This is a genomic window from Lentzea sp. NPDC055074, assembly GCF_053608005.1.
In genome coordinates this window covers 173,137-192,444 of record NZ_JBSGUQ010000002.1, presented here as the reverse complement: position 1 = coordinate 192,444, position 19,308 = coordinate 173,137, and the positions used below count along the sequence as shown (strand labels likewise).

Here is a 19,308-nt window from a genome sequence, read left to right as displayed (position 1 = left end):
GCCCGCCGATGAGTGAAGAGCTGCCCGAGACCGGGCCGTCGACGGCACCGGGGACCGCGCCCTGGTCGGTGTCGCAGGAGGTGTCGCGGTCGAGCTCGGGCCGCACCCGCCGCGGCAGCGCCCGGTCGATGAGCCGCGGCCGGCTGGGCGCGGGCCTGGTCGAGGTGCCGCGGGTGCCCTACCGGGACCCGAAGACGGCGGTGCTCGAGAACCCCGAGGTGCCCGAGGCGAAGCGGTTCTGCTCGAAGTGCGGCAAGAAGGTCGGGCGCACCTCGGAGCACAAGCCGGGCCGGGTGGAGGGGTTCTGCCCGCACTGCGGGCACGCGTACTCGTTCACGCCGAAGCTGGCGCCCGGTGAGGTGCTGCACGACCAGTACGAGGTGCTGGGGTGCCTGGCGCACGGCGGACTGGGCTGGCTGTACCTGGCGCTCGACCACGCGGTGAGCGACCGGTGGGTGGTGCTCAAGGGCCTGCTCGACTCGGGTGACGCGGACGCGATGGCGGCCGCGCTGGCCGAACGCCGGTTCCTCGCGGAGGTCGAGCACCCGAACATCGTGAAGATCCACAACTTCATCCGTCACGAGAACAAGGCCAGCGGCAAGCTCGTCGAGTACATCGTGATGGAGTACGTCGGCGGCGAGTCGATCAAGGACATGATCACGAACCGGCGCCGGGACGGCCGCGGTGACGAGGCGCTGCCGCTGGCGCAGGCCATCGCGTACGTGCTGGAGATCCTGCCCGCGGTCGGCTACCTGCACGGCGTGGGCCTGCTGTACTGCGACTTCAAGCCGGACAACATGATCCACACCGAGGAGCAGCTCAAGCTGATCGACCTGGGCGCGGTGCGCCGCATCGACGACCACCACTCCCCCATCTACGGCACGATCGGCTACCAGGCGCCGGAGATCCGCGCGATCGGCCCGTCGGTGTTCTCCGACATCTACACCGTCGGGCGGGCGCTGGCGGTGATGAGCTTCCCGTTCGACTTCCGCGGCCGCGCCAAGGACCGCCTGCCCACGGTCGAGGAGGAGCCGCTGCTGGGCCGGTTCACCTCGTTCCACCGGCTGCTGCTGCGCGCCACGAACCCGAACCCGGAGCTGCGGTTCTCCTCCGCGCAGGACATGGCCGAGCAGCTCACCGGCGTGCTGCGCGAGGTGCTCGCGATCGAGGACGGCGTGCCGCGGCCGGGCCCGTCGCGGCAGTTCACGCCGGAACGCCGCCGCTTCGGCGTGGAGGGCGTGCTCGACCTCGCGGAGGTGGCGCTGGCGTTGCCCGCGCCGAGCGTGAGCACCACGGACGCCGCGGCCTCGTGGCTCGCGACGGCGACCACGTCGGACCCGGAGGGCCTGCGCAAGGCCCCGGAGGTCACGGTGGAGGTGCGGCTGCGGATCGTGCGGGTGCTCATCGAGTCCGGGGACACCGCGGCGGCGTTGCGGGAGCTCGAGTCGCTGACGGCGCCGTCGATGTTCGACGAGCCGGAGCTCGACCCCGCCGAGGACTGGCGGCCCGACTGGTACCGGGGGCTCGCGGCGCTGGTGGACGGGCGTGCGGAGGACGCGACGCGGTTCTTCGACGCGGTGTGCGCGGCGGTGCCGGGTGAGGCGGCGCCGAAGCTGGCGCTGGGCGTGTGCCGCGAGGCCCTCGGCGACCTGAAGGCCGCGGTCGGCTGGTACGAGCTCGTGTGGCACACGGATCACTCGTACGTGTCAGCGGCGTTCGGGCTGGCGCGGGTGCTGCTGGCGTCCGGTGACCGTGCGCGAGCGGTCGAGGTGCTGCTGGCGGTCCCGGACACATCTTCACAACACTTGCCGGCGCAGATCGCGGCGGTGCGCGCGCAGCTCGGTGACTGCGCGGCGGAGGACCTCGTCGCGGCCGGGGAACGGTTGCGCGCCTTGGACATCGACGTCCACTCGCACACGCAGCTGTCGGCGGAGGTGCTGGAGGCGGCGTACGACTACGTGACCCGCAATCAGGCCGCCGAGGGCAAGGTGCTGGACTGTGCACTCTCCGAACACGAGCTTCGGCTGGGTCTAGAGGCGCGCTACCGCACGCTTGCCCGGTTCGCGGCCACGCCGGAGGAACGGATCGCATTGGTGGACCGCGCGAACGCGGTAAGGCCTAGGACGTTGGTTTGATGGACACCCTGAAGTGCCCGGAGTGCTTCGCGCCCGTCGCGGCGGAGGACCGGTTCTGCGAGGCGTGCGGACGCAACCTGCTGGTCCGCCGCACGCCGCTGGGCGGACCGACCGGTCCCGCGCAGGCCTCGTGCATCCTGTGCGGGTCGCCGGACATCGATGACGAGGACTACTGCACCCAGTGCGGCCGTCACCAGCCCTCGGCGCGTGACCGGGTCGAGTACACCCTGGGTCCGGTCTCGGGGGTGTCCGACCGCGGCAAGAGGCGGGCGCGCAACGAGGACTCGATGGCGTTCGGCCACGTCGCGGGCAAGGGTGTCGCCGCCGTGGTCTGCGACGGCGTGGCGTCGTCCGAGCGCGCGGAGCAGGCGTCGCAGGCCGCCGCCGACGCCGCGGTGGACGTGCTGCTCAACGCCCTGATCGACACCGCCGACGCCGAGCAGGCGATGGTCGACGCGGTCGCCGCGTCGTGCTCCGCGGTGGAGAAGCTGGTCGAGGACGAGCCGATGGAGCCGGGTGCGCGGGGCGTGGCGCCGTCGTGCACGTTCGTCTCCGCCCTGGTCACGGGGTCGTCGGTGACGATCGGCTGGGTGGGCGACTCGCGCGCGTACTGGCTGTCGGACGAGGGCTCCAAGCAGCTCACGGCGGACGACACGTGGGCGGCGCAGCTCGTCGCGGAGGGCGTGCTGACCGAGGAGCAGGCCCGCACGGACCGCCGCGCGCACGTGCTGTCGCGCTGGATCGGCGCGGACGCCGGTGTGGTGGAGCCGCAGGTGGTGACGCTGCAGCCGACGTCGCCGGGGGTGTTCCTGCTGTGTTCGGACGGCCTGCACAACTACCGGCCCGAGCCCGAGGACCTGCAGCCGCTGCTGCCGTGCGGGCCGGAGGAGTTCGTGAAGGTGGCGCTGGAGGCGGGCGGGCACGACAACATCACCGTGGTGCTGGTGCCGTTCGCGCCGGAGGAGCCGTAGAGGTTCACTCCATGTGGTGATTTACCGCTGACCGACCGGGGGCGGCCACTGTTGCGGCGGTGGCCGCTTTCGTGTGGGCGGGGGTGTCCTCGTGGATCGTGCAGGGCCGGGCGTCGGGGACGTTCGTCGACCTGGCCGGTGACCCGGGCTCCGGTTTCCGGGAGTTCACCGGCAGGCGCTGCCGAGCGGACAGAATGGTCCGATGAGGAGGGCGGTGTTGATCGCGGTCGCGGTGGTTGTCACCATCGTCGCCGTGGTCTTCACCTTCCAGCGCAAGCTCGTGTACTTCCCCTCCCCCGGCCCGCTGCCCTCAGCGGACGAGGTGCTGCCCGGTGGCCGTGACGTCCGGCTGGTGACGGCGGACGGTCTGCTGCTCGACGGCTGGCACTTCGAGCTGCCCGAGGCGCCCGCGACGGTCATCGTGTTCCCCGGCAACGCGGGCAACCGCGAGGGCCGGGTGACGCTGGCGCGGGAGCTGACCGCGCGCGGGCTGTCGGTGCTGCTGTTCGACTACCGCGGCTACGGCGGCAACCCGGGCAAGCCGTCGGAGGAGGGGCTGGGTTTCGACGCGCGGGCGGCGCTGGACCTGATCGACGGCCCGGTCGTGTACTTCGGCGAGTCGCTGGGCGCGGCGGTGGCCGCGGAGCTCGCGACGTTCCGCGCGCCGAAGGCGATGGTGCTGCGTTCGCCGTTCACGTCGCTGGCGGCGGTGGGGTCGCACCACTACCCGTGGCTGCCGGTGAAGATGTTGTTGCAGGACAAGTACCCGGTGGTGGAGCGGGTGTCCGCTGTGGACGTTCCGACGGTGGTGCTGCTGGGGACGCGGGACTCGGTGGTGCCGCCCGCGCAGAGCCGTGAGGTGGCGGGCGCGGCGCGGGCGAGGCTCGTCGAGATCGACGGCGCCGACCACAACGACCCGGTGCTCAACTCCGGTCCGCAGGTGATCGACGCGGTGCTGTCGGTCAGCTGAGCGGGGTGATCTCGCCGGAGCCGCGGGCGACGAGGGCGGCGGGGACGACGGCGTGCACGGGCGGTGAGGTGTCGCCGTCGATGCGGGCCAGGACGAGCTCGGCGGCCTTGCGGCCGATGCCGGGGACGTCCTGGCGCACGACGGTGATGCCGGGGTCGAGCATGTCGGCGAGCGGGAAGTCGTCGAACCCGATGACGGCGACGCCGCGGTGCAGGTCCCGGGCCCGCAGGACGCGCATGGCGCCGACGGTGACGAGGTTCTGGGCGGTGAACAACGCCGTCGGGGGCCGGTCGAGTGCGAGCAGGCCGGCGGTGGCGGTCTCGGCGAGGTCGACGCCGTGCAGGTCGGTGCGCACGAGCTCGTCGCGCAGCGCCACGCCGGCCTGGGCGAGGCCTTCGACGTAGCCTGCGTAGCGCTCCTGGCTGGTCCACAGGGTGCGGCGGTCGCCGAGGAACGCGATGTCGCGGTGCCCGAGGGCGGCCAGGCGCAGCACCGCGTCGCGGGAGCTCTCGCGGTTGGTGGTGGTGACGCAGTCGGTGCCGCCGAAGGTGGGCGGCCGGTCGACGAGCACCATCGGCGTGCCGCGTTCGCGTTCGTGCTGCAGCGCGTCCTGGTGGCCGCCGGCGGCCATGACGACGACGCCGTCGACGCGGCGCGCGGACAGCGACACGAGCAGTTCTCGTTGCAGTGTGTGGTCGTCCTCGCTGCTGCCCGCGAGGACGAGGACGCCGCTGTGGCGGGCCCGGTCCTCCACGGCGCGCAGCAGGGCGGCGTCGAAGGGGTTGGACAGGTCCTCGAACAGCACGCCGATGGTGGCGCTGCGCCGGTCGGAGCGGCGCAGGCTGCTGGCGGTGAGGTTGGGCCGGTAGCCCAGGGTGCGGGCGGCGTCGCGGACCCGGTCGGTGACCTCGGCGCCGGCGCCGGGCAGGCCGTTGATGACGCGCGAGACGGTCTTGGTGCTGACCTTCGCGAGCGCGGCGACGTCGCGCATGGTGGCTTCGCGTCTGCCGGTCGGCTCCATACCCACGTCCCTTGGCCTCTTGCGTCAACGATGACGCAAAGGGTATACCCGATCGATATCACGCGTAGCCGCTCTTCCGTTACTCACGGTAGGACCGCGGAGGCTTGGTTACGTCAACGTTGACGTAGGAGTTGTCATGCGCAGAACGGTCGGGGTTGTCGGCGCAGCGGCGTTGCTCGTGCTCACCGCGTGCGGAGGTGGTGGCTCGTCGGGCGGTGCGACGCTGGTGGGTTTGGTGACGAAGACGGACACGAACCCGTTCTTCGTGAAGATGAAGGAGGGCGCGCAGCAGTCGGCGGGCTCTTCGGGGGCGACGGTGCAGTCGTTCGCGGGCAAGCAGGACGGCGACAACCAGTCGCAGGTCGACGCGATCGAGAACCTGATCGCGTCGGGCGCGAAGGGCATCCTGATCACGCCGAGCGACTCGAAGGCGATCGTGCCGTCGGTGGACAAGGCGCGCGCGGCGGGCCTGCTGGTGATCGCGCTGGACACGCAGCTGGAACCGGCCGACGCCGCGGACGCGACGTTCGCGACGGACAACTACAAGGCCGGGCTGCTGATCGGGCAGTGGGCGAAGTCGAAGTTCGCGAAGGAGGGCAAGCAGGCCAAGATCGCGCTGCTGGACCTCAACCCGAACCAGGTGTCGGTCGACGTGCAGCGCGACCAGGGGTTCCTGGAGGGGTTCGGTGTCGACGTGAAGGACAAGACCCGCATCGGGGACGAGTCCGACCCGCGGATCGTGGGCCACGACGTGACCGACGGTGACCCCTCCGGTGGCCGCACGGCGATGGAGAACCTGCTGCAGAAGGACCCGTCGATCAACCTGGTCTACACGATCAACGAGCCCGCGGCCGCCGGCGCGTACGAGGCGTTGAAGGCGGCGGGCAAGGAGAAGGACGTCGTGATCGTGTCGGTCGACGGCGGCTGTCCCGGCGTGAACAACGTCAAGGCCGGCGTGATCGGCGCGACCTCGCAGCAGTACCCGCTGAAGATGGCGCAGCTGGGCGTGGAGGCGGTGGCGAAGTTCGCGAAGGACGGCTCGAAGCCGCAGAACACCGACACCGGGGTCACGCTGATCACCGACCAGCCCGCGGACGGCGTGGAGTCGAAGGACTCGGCGTTCGGCCTGCAGAACTGCTGGGGCTGAGCGATGACCGCGGTGGTGGAGGAACGGGATCGTTCCGTGCTCACGCGCGTGCAGCACCTGCTGCACGCGCAGGCCACGATCGGCCCGGCCGTGGTGCTGCTGGTGTCGGTGGTCGTGTTCGCGTTGCTGTCGGAGCGGTTCCTGACGCCGGGCAACATCTCGCTGATCCTGCAGCAGGTGGCGGTGGTCGGGACGCTCGCGGTGGGGCAGACGATCGTGATCCTGACCGCCGGGATCGACCTGTCGTGCGGGGCGATCATGGTGCTGACCTCGATCGTGATGGCGAAGGTCGCGGCGGAGACGGGCCTGCCCGGGCTGCCGGCGCTGCTGCTGGGGTTCGCGGTGGGCACGTTGTGCGGGCTGCTCAACGGGGTGCTGGTGACGCGGCTGAAGCTGCCGCCGTTCATCGTCACGCTGGGCACGTTGAACGTGTTCTTCGCGCTGAACCTCTGGTACTCGGGCAGTGCCACGATCCGCGGCACGGACATGCCGTCGTTGCTGCTGTGGACGGGGCAGACCGTCAACGTCGGCGGGACGCGCATCACCTACGGCTCGATCCTGCTGGTGCTGCTCGTGGCGGCGATGGCGTTCGTGCTGAAGAACACCGCGTGGGGCCGGCACGTCTACTCGACCGGGGACGACCTGGAGGCGTCGCGGCTGTCGGGGATCCGCACGGCGCGGGTGCTGCTGTCGGTGTACGCGACGGCGGGCCTGATCTACGCGGTGGCGGCGTGGACGTTGATCGGCCGGATCGCGTCGGCGAGCCCGCAGGCGGGGCAGACCGACAACCTGGACTCGATCACGGCGGTGGTGATCGGCGGGACGTCGCTGTTCGGTGGCCGGGGCGCGGTCGTGGGGTCGCTGATCGGGGCGTTGATCGTCGGTGTGTTCCGCAACGGTCTGGCACTGGCCGGGGTGGACGTGCTGTGGCAGACGATGGCGGTCGGTGTGCTGATCATCGTGGCGGTGTCGCTGGACCAGTGGATCAGGAAGGTGAAGGCATGACCACGCCGATCCTGCGGGCCGCGGGCCTGGTCAAGCGGTACGGGAAGGTGACGGCGCTGGCGGGCTCGGACCTGGAGCTGCTGCCGGGCGAGATCCTGGCGGTGATCGGCGACAACGGCGCGGGCAAGTCGTCGCTGATCAAGGCCCTGTCGGGGGCGGTGGTGCCGGACGAGGGCGAGATCTTCCTCGACGGCTCCCCCGTGTCGTTCCCGTCGCCGCTGGACGCGCGGCGGGCGGGGATCGAGACGGTGCACCAGTCGCTGGCGGTGGCGCCGTCTCTCGACATCGCGGCGAACCTGTTCCTGGGCCGTGAGCTGCGACGCAAGGGCGTGCTGGGGTCGGTGTTCCGGATGCTCGACCGCGCGGGCATGCGGGAGGAGGCGCGCCGCCAGCTCGACGCGCTGGGGATCATGACGATCCAGCACCCCGGCCAGGCGGTGGAGACCCTGTCGGGCGGGCAGCGCCAGGCCGTGGCGGTGGCGCGGGCGGCGGCGTTCGGCAGCCGGGTGGTGATCATGGACGAGCCGACGGCGGCGCTCGGGGTGCGGGAGTCCCGCGCGGTGCTGGACCTGATCCTGCAGGTCCGCGACCGCGGCCTGCCGGTGATCCTGATCAGCCACAACATGCCGCACGTGTTCGAGGTCGCCGACCGCATCCACATCCAGCGGCTGGGCCGGCGCAAGGCGGTGGTGGACCCGAAGTCCGTGTCGATGTCGGACGCGGTGGCGATCATGACCGGCGCTCTCGAACCACCGGAGCAGGCCGCCTAGCGCCGGTACCGCTCAGGCGGTGCCGAAGGGGTTGTCGATCACGTACCGCCACCGGCCGACCGCGCCTTGGCGTGCGACGTCGGTGGCGGTACCGGTCACGTCCCCGATGGTCCAGTCGACGATGAGCAGCGCGAGGCCGTCGTGTTCGTAGACGTGCCGGGGCCGCACGTCGATGGGCAGGCCCAGGCCGAGGAACCGGCCGTTGGCCTCACGGCGGGCCTGCCCGCTGACGGTGTGGCCGGGTTCGGGGACGAACAGGGCGCCGGGTTCGTAGACGGCGTCGACGGCGTGCGCGTCGCGGGTGTTGAACGCGGCGGCGAAGTCGTGGGCGACACTGGCGGGGTGGATGGTCATGGGGTGAGCGTCGCGGGCGCCGGCGTGGGTCACCAAACGGTGACCTGGGACGCCGAGCTGGTGCCGTCGGAGTCCGGGCGCACGACGCGGCCGAGCGCGGACTGCCCGGTGGAGGTCGCGCTGGCGGCGATCAGCGGCCGGTGGGCGACTCTGGTGGTGCGGGACCTGATGCACGGGCCGAGGTCGTTCTCGCAGCTGCGCGCCGGGTTGCCGGCGCTGAGCGCGAAGGTGCTGACCGAACGCCTCGACTCGCTGGTGGCGCACGGGGTGGTGTCGTGTTCGCGCTCCCCCGGCTTCCCGGTGCGGACGTCGTACGAGCTGACGTCCGCCGGGATGCTGCTGCGGCCCTTGCTGGTGGAGCTGTACCGCACGGGTGAGGCGCTACTGGCGGCCGCGTCTCACAACGGGACCGCGTCGAGTGCTTTGTAGATGCGTTTGTCGCTGATCGTGTAGCGGGTCTTGATGGTCTGCGCGAAGTAGGACAGCCGCAGTTCCTCGATCATCCACCGGATCTCGTCGAGCTCGGGCGCGGGCTCGTCGGCCGGGGTCTGGGCGCGCAGTTCCCGGTACTCGGCGTGGACCTGGTGCACCGTGGCGGTCCACTCCAGGTCGCGGCGCGGGTTCTCGGGCAGTTTCTCGATGCGCCGCGCGACGCCCTTGAGGTAGCGCACGAGGTCCGGCAGCCGGTCGTAGCCGGTGCGGGTGACGAACCCCTTGTACACCAGTGAGTTGAGGTGTGCGCGGATGTCGTTCGCGGAGTCCGGCGCGCCCTTGAGGCCGGACAGTCTCAGTTCGGCTTCGTGGTGGGCTTCGAGGACCTTGCGGACCTCCTGCACGACGACCCAGGTGGTGTCGTTGAGCGCGGCCTGGACCTTCTTGAGCTGGGCGGCGTAGGACTTGGCTTCCCAGGCGGGTTCGCCCATGAGCCGGTCGACGGCGGCCATGATGCAGTCGGCGAGCAGGGCGGCGACGCTGCCGTGGGGGTTGCGGGTGAGCGCGAGCTTGGCGGCGTTGTCGAGGTGGCGCTGCAGGTGTTTGACGGGTGAGTTGATGCCGAGCAGCAGGAGCCGGCGCACGCCGCGGCGGTGGGCGTAGGCCTGGCGGCCCGGGGTGTCGAGAACCTTGATCGCGGCGGTCTCGCCCTGGTCGACCAGTGACGGGTAGGCGGTGACGGTGATGCCAGACTGCCGTTGCTCGATGGTCTTCGGCAGCGCGTCGAGGTCCCAGGTCGTGAGGCCGGTGCGTTCGAGGTGCCCGGCGGCCTGGCTGAGCGACTCGCGGACCTCGTCGCGCAGTTTCTCCTTGAGCGCGGCGATGTCCTTGCCCTCGGCGAGGGTGCGGTTGTGCTCGTCGACGACCTGGAAGGTGAGCTTGAGGTGGTCGGGGACGGTGTCGAACTGCCAGTCCTCGCGGTGCACGGTGACGCCGGTGAGGGCCTTCAGTTCGCGTTCGACGCCGCCGAGCAGGCTGGTCTCGCCGGGCTTGATGCGGGCGAGCACGGCGGTGGCGACGTCGGGGACGGGCACGAAGTTGCGGCGGATCTGCTTGGGCAGCGACCGGATGAGCGCGACGACGAGGTCGTGGCGCAGGCCGGGGATCTGCCAGGAGAACGCGTCGTCGTCGAGCGTCGTGAGCGCCGGCAGCGGCAGCTGGACGGTGACGCCGTCGTTCTTGGTGCCGGGTTCGAAGTGGTAGCTCAGCGGCAGCGTGAGCTCGCCCTGGCGCCACTGGTCGGGGTAGGCGTCGGGGGTGACGTCGGCGCGGTCGTTGACCAGCATCTCCTTGGTGAAAGTGAGCTGGTTCTTGTCCTTCTGCTTCTTCCACCACGAGTCGAAGTGCCGTGCCGAGACGACCTCGGCGGCGACGCGCTTGTCGTAGAACTCGTAGAGGGTCTCCTCGTCGACGACGATGTCGCGGCGCCGGGCGCGGTTCTCCAGTTCGCCGACCTCCTCGAGCATCGCCCGGTTGGCGTGGAAGAACCGGTGGTGGGTGGTCCACTCCCCCTGCACGAGCGCGTGCCGGATGAACAGCTCACGGGACAGTTCGGGGTCGATGCGGCCGTAGCTGACCTTGCGGCCCGCGACGATCGGCACCCCGTAGAGCGTGACCTTCTCCAGCGCGACGACGCTGCCGCGTTTGGTCTCCCAGTGCGGTTCGCTGTACTGGCGTTTGACGACGTGCTCGCCGAGCCGTTCGGCCCATTCGGGTTCGATCTTGGCGACGATGCGGCCCCACAGGCGGCTGGTCTCGACCAGCTCGGCGGCCATCACCCACTGCGGTGGTTTCTTCGCCAGCGCGCTGCCGGGGAAGATCGCGAACTTCGCGTTGCGGGCGCCGAGGAACTCCGTCATGGGGCGGCGTTTCTCGTTGGGGGCCTGCTTCTTGAGGACGTCCTTGACGCCGATGTGGCTGAGCAGCCCGGACAGCAGGGCGATGTGGATGTTGCGCGGGTCGCCGGGGGCGTCGTCGAGGTGCATGCCGATCTGCTTGGCGACCTGGCGCAGCTGCAGGTAGATATCCTGCCATTCGCGCACGCGCAGGTAGTTGAGGAACTCGGCCTTGCAGCGCTTGCGGAACTGGTTGCCGCTCAGTTCCTTCTGCTGTTCCTTGAGGTACTGCCAGAGGTTGAGGAACGTGACGAAGTCGGATTCCTTGTCCACGAACCGCGCGTGCTGCTGGGTCGCGGCCTCCTGCTGGTCCGCGGGCCGTTCGCGGGGGTCCTGGATGGACAGTGCCGCGGCGATGATCATGACCTCTTTGAGGCAGCCGGTCTTGTCGGCTTCGAGCACCATGCGGCCCAGGCGCGGGTCCACGGGCAGCGCGGCGAGCTTGCGGCCGGTGGGGGTGAGCTTCTTCTCGGCGGCGTTGATGGCGCCGAGCTCCTGCAGCAGGCCGATGCCGTCGTTGATGTTGCGGGAGTCCGGCGGGTCGATGAACGGGAACCGCGCGACGTCGCCGAGGCCGATGTTGGTCATCTGCAGGATGACGCTGGCGAGGTTGGTGCGCAGGATCTCCGCGTCGGTGAACTCCGGCCGCGCCTCGAAGTCGTCCTCGGAGTACAGGCGGATGCAGATGCCTTCGCTGACGCGGCCGCACCGGCCTTTGCGCTGGTTCGCCGACGCCTGGCTGATGGGTTCGATCGGCAGGCGCTGGACCTTGAGGCGGTGGCTGTAGCGGGAGATGCGGGCGTTGCCGGGGTCCACGACGTACTTGATGCCCGGCACGGTGAGGCTGGTCTCGGCGACGTTGGTGGCGAGCACGATCCGCCGGCCGGTGTGGCGCTGGAAGACCCGGTGCTGCTCGCCGACGCTGAGCCGGGCGTAGAGCGGGAGGATCTCGGTGTTGCGGAGGTCTTCGGCTTTGAGTGCGTCGGCGGTGTCGCGGATCTCGCGTTCGCCGGACAGGAACACGAGCACGTCGCCGGGCCCTTCGGCCTGCAGCTCGTGGACGGCGTTGATGATGCCCTGGGTCTGGTCGTCGTCCTCCTCGAGCGGCCGGTAGCGGGTCTCGACGGGGTAGGTGCGGCCGGAGACCTCGATGACCGGGGCGTTGTCGAAGTGCGCGCTGAAGCGTTGCGGGTCGATCGTCGCGCTGGTGATGACGATCTTGAGGTCGGGGCGGCGCGGCAGCAGCTGCTTGAGGTAGCCGAGCAGGAAGTCGACGTTGAGGCTGCGTTCGTGGGCCTCGTCGATGATGATCGTGTCGTAGCGGGACAGGTCGCGGTCGGTCTGGATCTCGGCGAGCAGGATGCCGTCGGTCATGAGCTTGACGAGCGTCTCGTCGCCGGACTGGTCGGTGAACCGGACCTTGTAGCCGATCGTGTCACCGAGCTTGGTGCCCAGCTCCTCCGCGACGCGTTCGGCGACGGTGCGCGCGGCGATGCGGCGGGGCTGGGTGTGCCCGATCTGACCGGTGATGCCGCGCCCGAGCTCCAGGCAGATCTTGGGCAGCTGCGTGGTCTTGCCGGACCCGGTCTCGCCCGCGACGATCACGACCTGGTTGTTCGCGATCAGCTCTTTGATGTCGTCCTTGCGCTGGCTGACGGGCAGCTCGGCCGGATAGCTGATCTTGGGGACGGACTCCCGGCGCAGCGCGACCTTGAGCGCGGCCTCGTCGATCTGGGCGGCGATCTCCTCGGTGATCTTCTTGCGCGCCAGAGGGTCCTTGACCTTGCGTGCGCCGTCGAGGCGCCTGGCGAGCCGGCGTTGATCACGCGGCATGAGCTCGGGCAGGCGTTTGTGCAGTTCAGCGTGCGGGGTGTCCATTTGCGCTCAAGGATAGTCAGGCCCCCGCGGTTCGCTCGCGTCAATAACTGTCAGACCCCGCCGTTAGCGTGACGCCATGGACTCGGTGGCCTTCTGGAACCTGGTCGACGACGCGGTCGCCGCCACGCCTGACCTGGAACAACGCGCGGAGTGGCTCACAGCCCGCCTGGCCGCGCTGCCGGCGGGTGAGATCGCCGACTTCGCGGTGCGGCTCGACGAGGCGCGGGTGCGCGTGGACACGTGGGCGCACTGGCAGGCGGCGACGCTGATCTGTTCGGGCCTGTGCGGGATGGACTCGTTCTTCTACTTCCAGGCCTGGCTCGTCGGCCAGGGCTCGGAGGTGTTCGCGTCGGTGGCGGAGTCGCCGGACGCGCTGGCCTCGCTCCCGTCGGTGCGGCACCTGGCGTCACTGGGGTCGGTGGACGCGTGGGCGGACGAGGACTGGCCGGAGTGGGAGGCGCTGTACCGGGTGGCGGACGAGGCGTTCCCGTCGGGCGACGTGGACGCGCTGCTGTCCGCGCGGGGTGAGTCGCGCGCGTTCGACGTGGATCCGGGCGGCGAGGACGTGGAGATGGAGGACCCGGCGGACATCGCACGCCGCATTCCCTTGTTGTGGGCGTTGTTCGGAAAGTCCTCGGGCTGAGCCGCGAGGGGCTGGCCGGAGGGGCGGCGGAGGCTGCCTGATCCGCTGGGTCTCGTGCCTCACCGTGCACCCCCACCGCCCGTCCTCCCTGCGAACCTGCCTTTCCGCGACTCCACTCGCCAGCCTGTCCACCTCCTCGCGCACTCCTACCGCCGTCCCCGCACGCCGCCCATCTCTTCGGGTTACCTCAGGACCAATCGCTCGCCGCCCCTCGTACCTGCCCCCGGTACCTGGCTGCCGCGCCCGCCCCTCACCCCTGATCTCACCGGCGTCCGCCCTGTCTCCCAGGTGGACACCCACCCGTCTCCCGTAGCGACTTCATCCCCGCCCCAGCGCCCACGCCCACGCTCCAACCACCGCTGACCTGCGCGGATGTCGGGGCGTCCGAAAATTGTCAGACCCCCTCGCTAGCGTTCGGGGCATGGACCTGAACGCGTTCTGGGGCCTGATCGAGGAGTCCGCGGTGGCCGCCTCGGATCAGGACGACCGGCTGGAGCGGCTGACCGCCGCCCTGGCCGCGCTGCCTCCTGCCGAGGTGGTGGAGTTCGCGGTCCGGCTCGACGAGGTGCGCCGGCGGGTCGACACGTGGGGGCATTGGCACGCGGCGCACCTGATCTGCGGCGGGTTGTGTTCTGACGACGGGTTCTTCTACTTCCAGGCGTGGCTGGTGGGTCAGGGGCGGGCGGTGTTCGAGGCGGTGGCCGCGGACCCGGACGCGTTGGCCGATCTGCCGCACGTGCGGGTGCTGGCGTCTCGTGGCGGTGTGCACGCGTGGGCGGATGAGGAGTGGCCCGACTGGGAGGGTCTCGACTACGTGGCGGCCGAGGCGTTCGACGGTGATCTGGAGGAGCAGCCGGCGGTGGGCGGGGTGCTGGTGTCTCCGGAGCCGGTGGGTGTGTCGTGGGATTTCGCTGATCCGGCGGAGATCTCCGCTCGGATTCCGCGGTTGGGTGTGTTGTTCGGGAAGGTGGCGTGATGGACGTGCCGGTCGATGTGGTGGTGTGGCGGGCTCCTGGTCCGGCGTCGTTCCCGGAGGCGGCGGCCCGGTACGCGGAGTTGCGGTCGTCGCCGTTGGGGGCGTTCGAACCCTCCGTGGCGGCGTTCGTGCGGGAGTTACGCCGGACTTCGCCGGATCCGTCGTCGCCGGTGTCGTGGGACGAGGCGCTGACGGTGGGGACGGACGCGGTGATCGTGCACGTGGTGTGGCCGGGGCGGCGTCAGGTGCTGGAGCTGGTGGCGTTGCTGGCGGCGCGGCACGGGCTGGTGTGTTTCGAGCCCGCGCGCCAGGCGGCGATGTCGTGACGTAGCGCGGTCTTCGTCGTCTCGGGTGCGTAGGAGGCGTCGACGGCGTTGGTGGCCAGGCGGGCGAGGGTGTCGTCGTCGAAGCCGAGGTGGTCGCGCAGCAGCCGGTACTCGTCGGTGAGCGTGACGCCGGTGGAGGCGGGGATGTCGGTGCTGAGCGTGACGGTCAGGCCGGCGTCGAGCAGGTGTGGCAGCGGATGAGAGGAGAGCGAGTCGACCAGTCCCAGCGCGACGTTGGACGAGGGGCAGGCTTCGAGCGGGGTGGCGCGGTCGCGCAGCATCGCGACGACCTCAGGGTCTTCGAGGGCGCGGAACCCGTGGCCGATCCGGTCGGCGAGCCCGACGGTCAGGGCCTCGGCGACGCTCGGTGCCCCGCAGCACTCTCCGGCGTGGTGCACGAGCCCGATGCCGGCGTCTCGCGCGGCGCGGAACACGGCGGTGAACGGGGTGAGCGGGTGGTCTTCGGCGCCGGCCATGCCGATCGCCACGACCTGCGGGTGTGTCACCGCGAGCCGCAGTGAGTCCTGAAATCGCGCTACCGATCGCTTTCTGGGGTGGTCCACGATCACACGGCATTCGATGCCGTGGGCGGCCTGTCCTGCGGCGAGCCCGGACAACACCGCCTCGAGCGGCATGTCCGGATCACCGAGTCGTTCTCCGTGCGCTGCCGCGGTGAACGTGACCTCGGCGTACCGGGTCCCCTGCGCTGCTTCCTCGGCGCAGAACTCGTACGCGATCCGGTGGAAGTCCTCGGCTCGCCGCAGGCAGTCCCGCACCGCCCCGTTGTGGGCGGCGAACAGCGCGAACCCGTCGAACGCCCCTGCCTGTGCGGCGGGGACGTCGACGCCGTGGTGCTCGGCGAGCTCCGCGAGGGTGTCCGCGCGCATGGTGCTCTCGAGGTGCACGTGCAGGTGGGCTTTGGGCAACGCCGCGAGGTCACGCATGGGGCTCGACGCTACCCAGGCCCGTCAGCGAGCGCCCGGCATTTTCGGCCCGTTACCCGGCGAGGAACTCGACGAGGAACTCGGCGGCGCTGTCGATCTCGTGTTCGGGGACGTCGCCGTGCCCGCCGGGGTTGGCGTGCAACGACTTGTGCGGTGTGGCGAAGGCGTCGAACAACGCGAGGCCGGCGTCACGGGCGACGAGCCTGTCGTCGCACTGCAGCAGGAACCGCACGGGCACGGTGATCCGCCTGGCGGCGCGCACCAACGCCTCGGTGGCGCCGATGAGCCCGAACACGGCGGCGCGGACGCGGGGTTCGGCGGCGACGAGCGGGATGCCCAGGGCGCTGCCCATCGACACGCCCCAGAACCCGACGTGCTCGCCGGTGAACGGCAGCGCGTCGAGCATGGAGCGCCATTCCGGGATCGCGCGCCCGGCCTGCAGGGCGTTGTACTCGGAGATGAGCTCGGTCGCGTCCTGGCCGGCGGTCATGCGGGCCCGGATCTCGGTGGTGAACCGCTCGTCGTCGGCGGTACGGGGCCTGTCGCCGTGGCCGGGGGCGTCGAGGGTGACGACGGCGAGCCCGGCGGCGGTGCAGCGGTGGGCGCGGGCGAGCACGCCGGGGGCGTGTGTGTGCTGGCCGCCGCCGTGCGCGCCGAGCACGAGGCCGGTGGGTTCGCCGGCGGGGGTCCAGAACGCTCCGGGGACGCCGTCGTGGACGAAGTCGCGCCGGGTGGTGCCGTCGGCGGAGGGGGTCGTCGAGGTGAAGTGCAAGGTTGATCGCCTTTCGGGGGCTGCGCGGAGCGCTCCCGTGGCGTCAGGCCGGGTACGGGAGGGAGCGCCCATCTGGGATCACCGCGTTGATGGGACTCACCTCCTCTGGCCGATCGCGTGCGGTGACCGTAGCAAGCGGTGGCCGGCGGGCGCGCGGGTATTGCGCGCGACATCGGGTGCGGGCCGCTACTAGGTTCCGGTGCCATGCCTGATGTTGTGCAGACGCGCCACGGCGCGACGGTGCTGATGTGCGCCGAGGACGGTCCCGCGATCACCGATGAGCAGTCCGCTGTGGACTTGATGGGCACGTTGTGGGGTCAGGACGTGCAGTGGCTGGTGCTGCCGCTCGCCCGGCTGTCCGAGGACTTCCTGGTGTTGCGCACACGGGTCGCGGGCGCGGTGGTGCAGAAGTTCCAGCAGTACGGGTTCCGGCTCGTGGTGCTCGGCGACATCACCGAGCAGGTGGCGGCGAGCACGGCGTTGCGGGACTTCGTCTACGAGTCCAACCGGGGCCGGCAGCTGTGGTTCGTCGCGGACGAGGCGGAGCTGGATGACCGCTTGAGTGCGGCGGCCTGACCACGCCGAACGGCTCTATTGCATATAAGTTGCAATAGGTAGTGTCGGGGCATGGACATCCGCCGTTCCCTGTCGCAGCACAGTGGCCCGCGCAGGTCACCGCACGAGCTCCTCGGCCGTCTCGCCGAGTGGCTCGCCCCCGGCACGAGACCCGAGGATCCCGTGCGGGAGCTGGAGGAACGGGTCGTGGGCCTGCTGGGCAAGCCCCGCGCCCTGTTCTTCCCGTCCGGGACGATGGCGCAGCAGGTGGCGTTGCGGGTGCACGCCGACCGGACGGGCCGGCGCGCTTTCGCGGGGCACCCGCAGTCGCATCTGCACGTGTGGGAGAACCAGGGCTACAACGCCCTGCACGGCCTGTCGTTCCACCCCACCGGTGACCGCAACGAGCTGTTCGGCCTCGACGACCTGACGGCGGTGCACGAACCGCTCGCGGCCGTGGTGTTCGAGCTGCCGCAACGCGACATCGGCGGCCTGCTGCCGTCCTTCGACGACCTCGCCGCCCAGACGGGCTGGGTGCGGGAGTCCGGCGCGGCCGCGCACTGCGACGGCGCACGGCTGTGGGAGGCGCAGACCGGCTACGACGCCTCGTTCGCCCAGATCGCGGCCCTGTTCGACACGGTGTACGTGTCGCTCTACAAAGGACTCGAAGGCGTGCGGGGCGCGGTGCTCGCCGGCGACGAGGAGACGATCGGGCACGCGGCGGTGTGGCGGCGCCGGATGGGCGGGGCGATCGTCGACGCGTGGCCGCTGGCCGCGATCGCGTTGATGGGCATGGACGTGAACCTGCCGAGGATGGCCGAGTTCGCGCACCACGCCCGACAGCTCGCGGAGGCGATCAACGCGGACGGGTTCGCCCACACCACGCCTCACACACCGGCCACTCCCCTGTTCCACGTCCACCTGCCGATGTCGCGGCACGACGCGCAGAAGGCCGCGCGGCACCTGCTGGAGGAGACCGGGATCCGGCTGTTCCTGTACGCGCGGTCCAATCCCGACCCGGGCCGCTGCTCGTTCGAGGTGAGCGTGGGCATCAGCGGCCTGGAGTTCACGCCGCGCGAGGTGGTGGAGTTGATCAGAGGACTACCATCGCGGGTGTGAGCCTGCCCGAACCCGTCCAGCACGCGCTGGTCAGGGTCTCGCACTCGGTCCTGATCGACGTCGACGCGCTCGCGAGCGTGCGCGAGAGGTTCGACGACGAGCAGGCCGCGTCGCTGAGCGGCTACCTGCGCAGCGCCCAGTCCCCGAACACGGTGCGCGCCTACCGGTCGGACTGGATCGCGTGGGCCGGGTGGTGCCAGGCGGAGGGCCGTCAGGCGCTGCCCGCGGACCCGCTGGACGTGGCGGTGTACCTGGCGGTCGCGGCGGACACGGTGAAACCGGACGGCTCACCGGCGTTCGGGCCCTCTACGCTGGAACGCAAGTCGGCGGCGATCTCCGCGGTGCACGCGGCCAACGGCCTGCCCAGCCCGACCCGCAGCGACGTCGTGCGGCTGACGCTGCGCGGTATCCGCCGCACCCGCAAGGCCCAGCCCCAGCGCAAACGGCCGGTGCTGCTCGACACCCTGGAAGCGCTGCTGAACGAACGCCCGCCGCAGGGCCCGGCCCGCACGCGCGACGCACTGCTGCTGCTGGTCGGGTTCGCGGGCGCGTTGCGGCGCAGCGAACTGGCGGGCATCGAGTTCTCCGACATCACCGTCGACGTCGATCCGCGCACGCACGAGCCGCTGCTGCTGATCCGGCTCGGCACGACCAAGACCGACCAGACGGGCAAGCACCAGCAGTCGGTCGTGCTGCCGCGCGGCAGCAGGCGCCCGACGTGCCCGGTGTGCGCGTTCGCGGACTGGACCGACGTGCTCGACGGCAGGGAGATCTCCGAGACCGGCCTGCACCGCTGCCACGGCTTCCGGCAGAGCGGCCGGCAGGGCGCGGTGTTCCCGATCATCAACCGCCACGGCGGCGTCAGCGGCAAGGCGATGTCCGGGCGCGCGGTGGCCGAGCTCGTGAAGCGCTACGCGGTGCGGGCGGGCCTGGACCCGGCGCTGTTCGGCGGGCACTCGCTGCGGGCGGGGTTCGCGACGCAGGCGGCGCTGGGCGGGGCGAGCGACCGGGAGATCATGCGGCAGGGCCGGTGGACCAACCCGCGCACGGTGCACCGCTACATCCGGACCGCGAACCCCCTGGAAGACAACGCCGTGACCCGCCTCGGCCTGTGAATCTGTGACTCAGCTCTCACTCTGCGTAGTTAACTGTAAACAAGATCCCCTCCGGTAGGAGTGCGCCGAACAGGGCAGTCCACTGCGCCGGAAGCAGGCTCGTACCGGGAAGTTTCCGGCGTGTTTCCACACCGTTTGAGCTGCTCTTATGGTCCGCCATCCGGCGAAAATCCGGCCCCTTGACCAGCGGTTCGACCCAATTCATGAATCGATCTCGCAT

Annotated in this window: 19 protein-coding genes; 14 read left to right on the top strand and 5 right to left on the bottom strand. The window is 70.7% G+C overall.

The features are described 5' to 3' along the window. Nucleotides 1–8: 8 nt before the first annotated feature. From ACWF7A_RS04870 to ACWF7A_RS04855, 4 genes are read left to right on the top strand one after another with little or no spacing between them, the layout of a single operon-like run. A complete protein-coding gene (locus ACWF7A_RS04870; protein ID WP_452249088.1) occupies nt 9–2,135 on the top strand; it encodes a tetratricopeptide repeat protein in 2,127 nt (708 codons plus the stop codon). Beyond that, nucleotides 2,135–3,106: a PP2C family serine/threonine-protein phosphatase gene (locus tag ACWF7A_RS04865; RefSeq protein WP_452249087.1), complete on the top strand. Its 972-nt coding sequence runs from the start codon at nt 2,135–2,137 to the stop codon at nt 3,104–3,106. Before ACWF7A_RS04870 ends, ACWF7A_RS04865 begins: the two co-directional genes overlap by 1 nt. A gap of 59 nt (nt 3,107–3,165) precedes the next feature. Further along, complete coding sequence (locus tag ACWF7A_RS04860) at nt 3,166–3,312, top strand: hypothetical protein (RefSeq protein WP_452249086.1); 147 nt, start codon at nt 3,166–3,168, stop codon at nt 3,310–3,312. Then, a complete protein-coding gene (locus tag ACWF7A_RS04855) occupies nt 3,309–4,076 on the top strand; it encodes an alpha/beta hydrolase (protein ID WP_452249085.1) in 768 nt (255 codons plus the stop codon). Before ACWF7A_RS04860 ends, ACWF7A_RS04855 begins: the two co-directional genes overlap by 4 nt. Here ACWF7A_RS04855 and ACWF7A_RS04850 read toward each other — a convergent pair. Then, on the bottom strand, nt 4,069–5,097 hold the full coding sequence (locus tag ACWF7A_RS04850; RefSeq protein ID WP_452249084.1) for a LacI family DNA-binding transcriptional regulator: 1,029 nt from the start codon (nt 5,095–5,097) through the stop codon (nt 4,069–4,071). The genes ACWF7A_RS04855 and ACWF7A_RS04850 overlap by 8 nt on opposite strands. A gap of 136 nt (nt 5,098–5,233) precedes the next feature. On the opposite strand from ACWF7A_RS04850, the gene ACWF7A_RS04845 reads away from it, so the two are divergent. Genes ACWF7A_RS04845 through ACWF7A_RS04835 form a run of 3 tightly spaced genes read left to right on the top strand, consistent with a single transcriptional unit; the run spans nt 5,234 to nt 8,019 of the window. After that, nucleotides 5,234–6,244: a substrate-binding domain-containing protein gene (locus ACWF7A_RS04845; protein WP_452249083.1), complete on the top strand. Its 1,011-nt coding sequence runs from the start codon at nt 5,234–5,236 to the stop codon at nt 6,242–6,244. 3 nt (nt 6,245–6,247) lie between these two features. Beyond that, nucleotides 6,248–7,249, top strand: coding sequence for an ABC transporter permease (locus ACWF7A_RS04840; protein ID WP_452249082.1), 1,002 nt, complete (start codon nt 6,248–6,250; stop codon nt 7,247–7,249). Beyond that, the gene (locus tag ACWF7A_RS04835) at nt 7,246–8,019 is read left to right on the top strand and encodes an ATP-binding cassette domain-containing protein (RefSeq protein ID WP_452249081.1); all 774 of its coding nucleotides are present in this window, start codon (nt 7,246–7,248) and stop codon (nt 8,017–8,019) included. The genes ACWF7A_RS04840 and ACWF7A_RS04835 overlap by 4 nt, the downstream gene beginning before the upstream one ends. A 12-nt stretch (nt 8,020–8,031) precedes the next feature. Here the strand turns inward: ACWF7A_RS04835 and ACWF7A_RS04830 are convergent, their stop codons facing one another. Continuing rightward, on the bottom strand, nt 8,032–8,373 hold the full coding sequence (locus tag ACWF7A_RS04830) for a YybH family protein (protein WP_452249080.1): 342 nt from the start codon (nt 8,371–8,373) through the stop codon (nt 8,032–8,034). A gap of 39 nt (nt 8,374–8,412) precedes the next feature. On the opposite strand from ACWF7A_RS04830, the gene ACWF7A_RS04825 reads away from it, so the two are divergent. Further along, a complete protein-coding gene (locus tag ACWF7A_RS04825; RefSeq protein ID WP_452249079.1) occupies nt 8,413–8,802 on the top strand; it encodes a winged helix-turn-helix transcriptional regulator in 390 nt (129 codons plus the stop codon). Here the strand turns inward: ACWF7A_RS04825 and hrpA are convergent. Beyond that, nucleotides 8,772–12,638 carry an ATP-dependent RNA helicase HrpA gene (hrpA, locus tag ACWF7A_RS04820; protein ID WP_452249078.1) on the bottom strand — a complete coding sequence of 1,289 codons (3,867 nt, stop codon included), beginning with the start codon at nt 12,636–12,638 and terminating at the stop codon, nt 8,772–8,774. The two genes, ACWF7A_RS04825 and hrpA, sit on opposite strands and share 31 nt — an antisense overlap. Nucleotides 12,639–12,714: 76 nt before the next feature. Between hrpA and ACWF7A_RS04815 the strand changes: the two genes are divergently transcribed. The 3 genes from ACWF7A_RS04815 to ACWF7A_RS04805 all read left to right on the top strand — a co-directional run bounded on the left by ACWF7A_RS04815 (nt 12,715) and on the right by ACWF7A_RS04805 (nt 14,583). Further along, a complete protein-coding gene (locus tag ACWF7A_RS04815) occupies nt 12,715–13,281 on the top strand; it encodes a DUF4240 domain-containing protein (protein ID WP_452249077.1) in 567 nt (188 codons plus the stop codon). 421 nt (nt 13,282–13,702) lie between these two features. Then, on the top strand, nt 13,703–14,257 hold the full coding sequence (locus ACWF7A_RS04810) for a DUF4240 domain-containing protein (protein WP_452249076.1): 555 nt from the start codon (nt 13,703–13,705) through the stop codon (nt 14,255–14,257). Next, nucleotides 14,257–14,583 (top strand): hypothetical protein, encoded by a 327-nt coding sequence (locus ACWF7A_RS04805; protein ID WP_452249075.1) that lies wholly within the window; start codon nt 14,257–14,259, stop codon nt 14,581–14,583. Before ACWF7A_RS04810 ends, ACWF7A_RS04805 begins: the two co-directional genes overlap by 1 nt. Here ACWF7A_RS04805 and add read toward each other — a convergent pair. Both add and ACWF7A_RS04795 read right to left on the bottom strand, forming a co-directional pair. Then, nucleotides 14,499–15,527: an adenosine deaminase gene (add, locus tag ACWF7A_RS04800; RefSeq protein WP_452249074.1), complete on the bottom strand. Its 1,029-nt coding sequence runs from the start codon at nt 15,525–15,527 to the stop codon at nt 14,499–14,501. The two genes, ACWF7A_RS04805 and add, sit on opposite strands and share 85 nt — an antisense overlap. A 52-nt stretch (nt 15,528–15,579) precedes the next feature. Further along, nucleotides 15,580–16,299 carry an alpha/beta hydrolase gene (locus tag ACWF7A_RS04795; RefSeq protein ID WP_452249073.1) on the bottom strand — a complete coding sequence of 240 codons (720 nt, stop codon included), beginning with the start codon at nt 16,297–16,299 and terminating at the stop codon, nt 15,580–15,582. A 204-nt stretch (nt 16,300–16,503) separates the two neighbouring features. On the opposite strand from ACWF7A_RS04795, the gene ACWF7A_RS04790 reads away from it, so the two are divergent. From ACWF7A_RS04790 to ACWF7A_RS04780, 3 genes are read left to right on the top strand one after another with little or no spacing between them, the layout of a single operon-like run. Continuing rightward, nucleotides 16,504–16,875 (top strand): DUF4180 domain-containing protein, encoded by a 372-nt coding sequence (locus ACWF7A_RS04790; protein WP_452249072.1) that lies wholly within the window; start codon nt 16,504–16,506, stop codon nt 16,873–16,875. 51 nt (nt 16,876–16,926) lie between these two features. Further along, nucleotides 16,927–17,973, top strand: coding sequence for a threonine aldolase family protein (locus tag ACWF7A_RS04785; RefSeq protein ID WP_452249071.1), 1,047 nt, complete (start codon nt 16,927–16,929; stop codon nt 17,971–17,973). Further along, entirely contained in the window at nt 17,970–19,088 is a 1,119-nt protein-coding gene (locus ACWF7A_RS04780; RefSeq protein ID WP_452249070.1) for a site-specific integrase, read from the top strand. The genes ACWF7A_RS04785 and ACWF7A_RS04780 overlap by 4 nt, the downstream gene beginning before the upstream one ends. Nucleotides 19,089–19,308 lie beyond the last annotated feature (220 nt).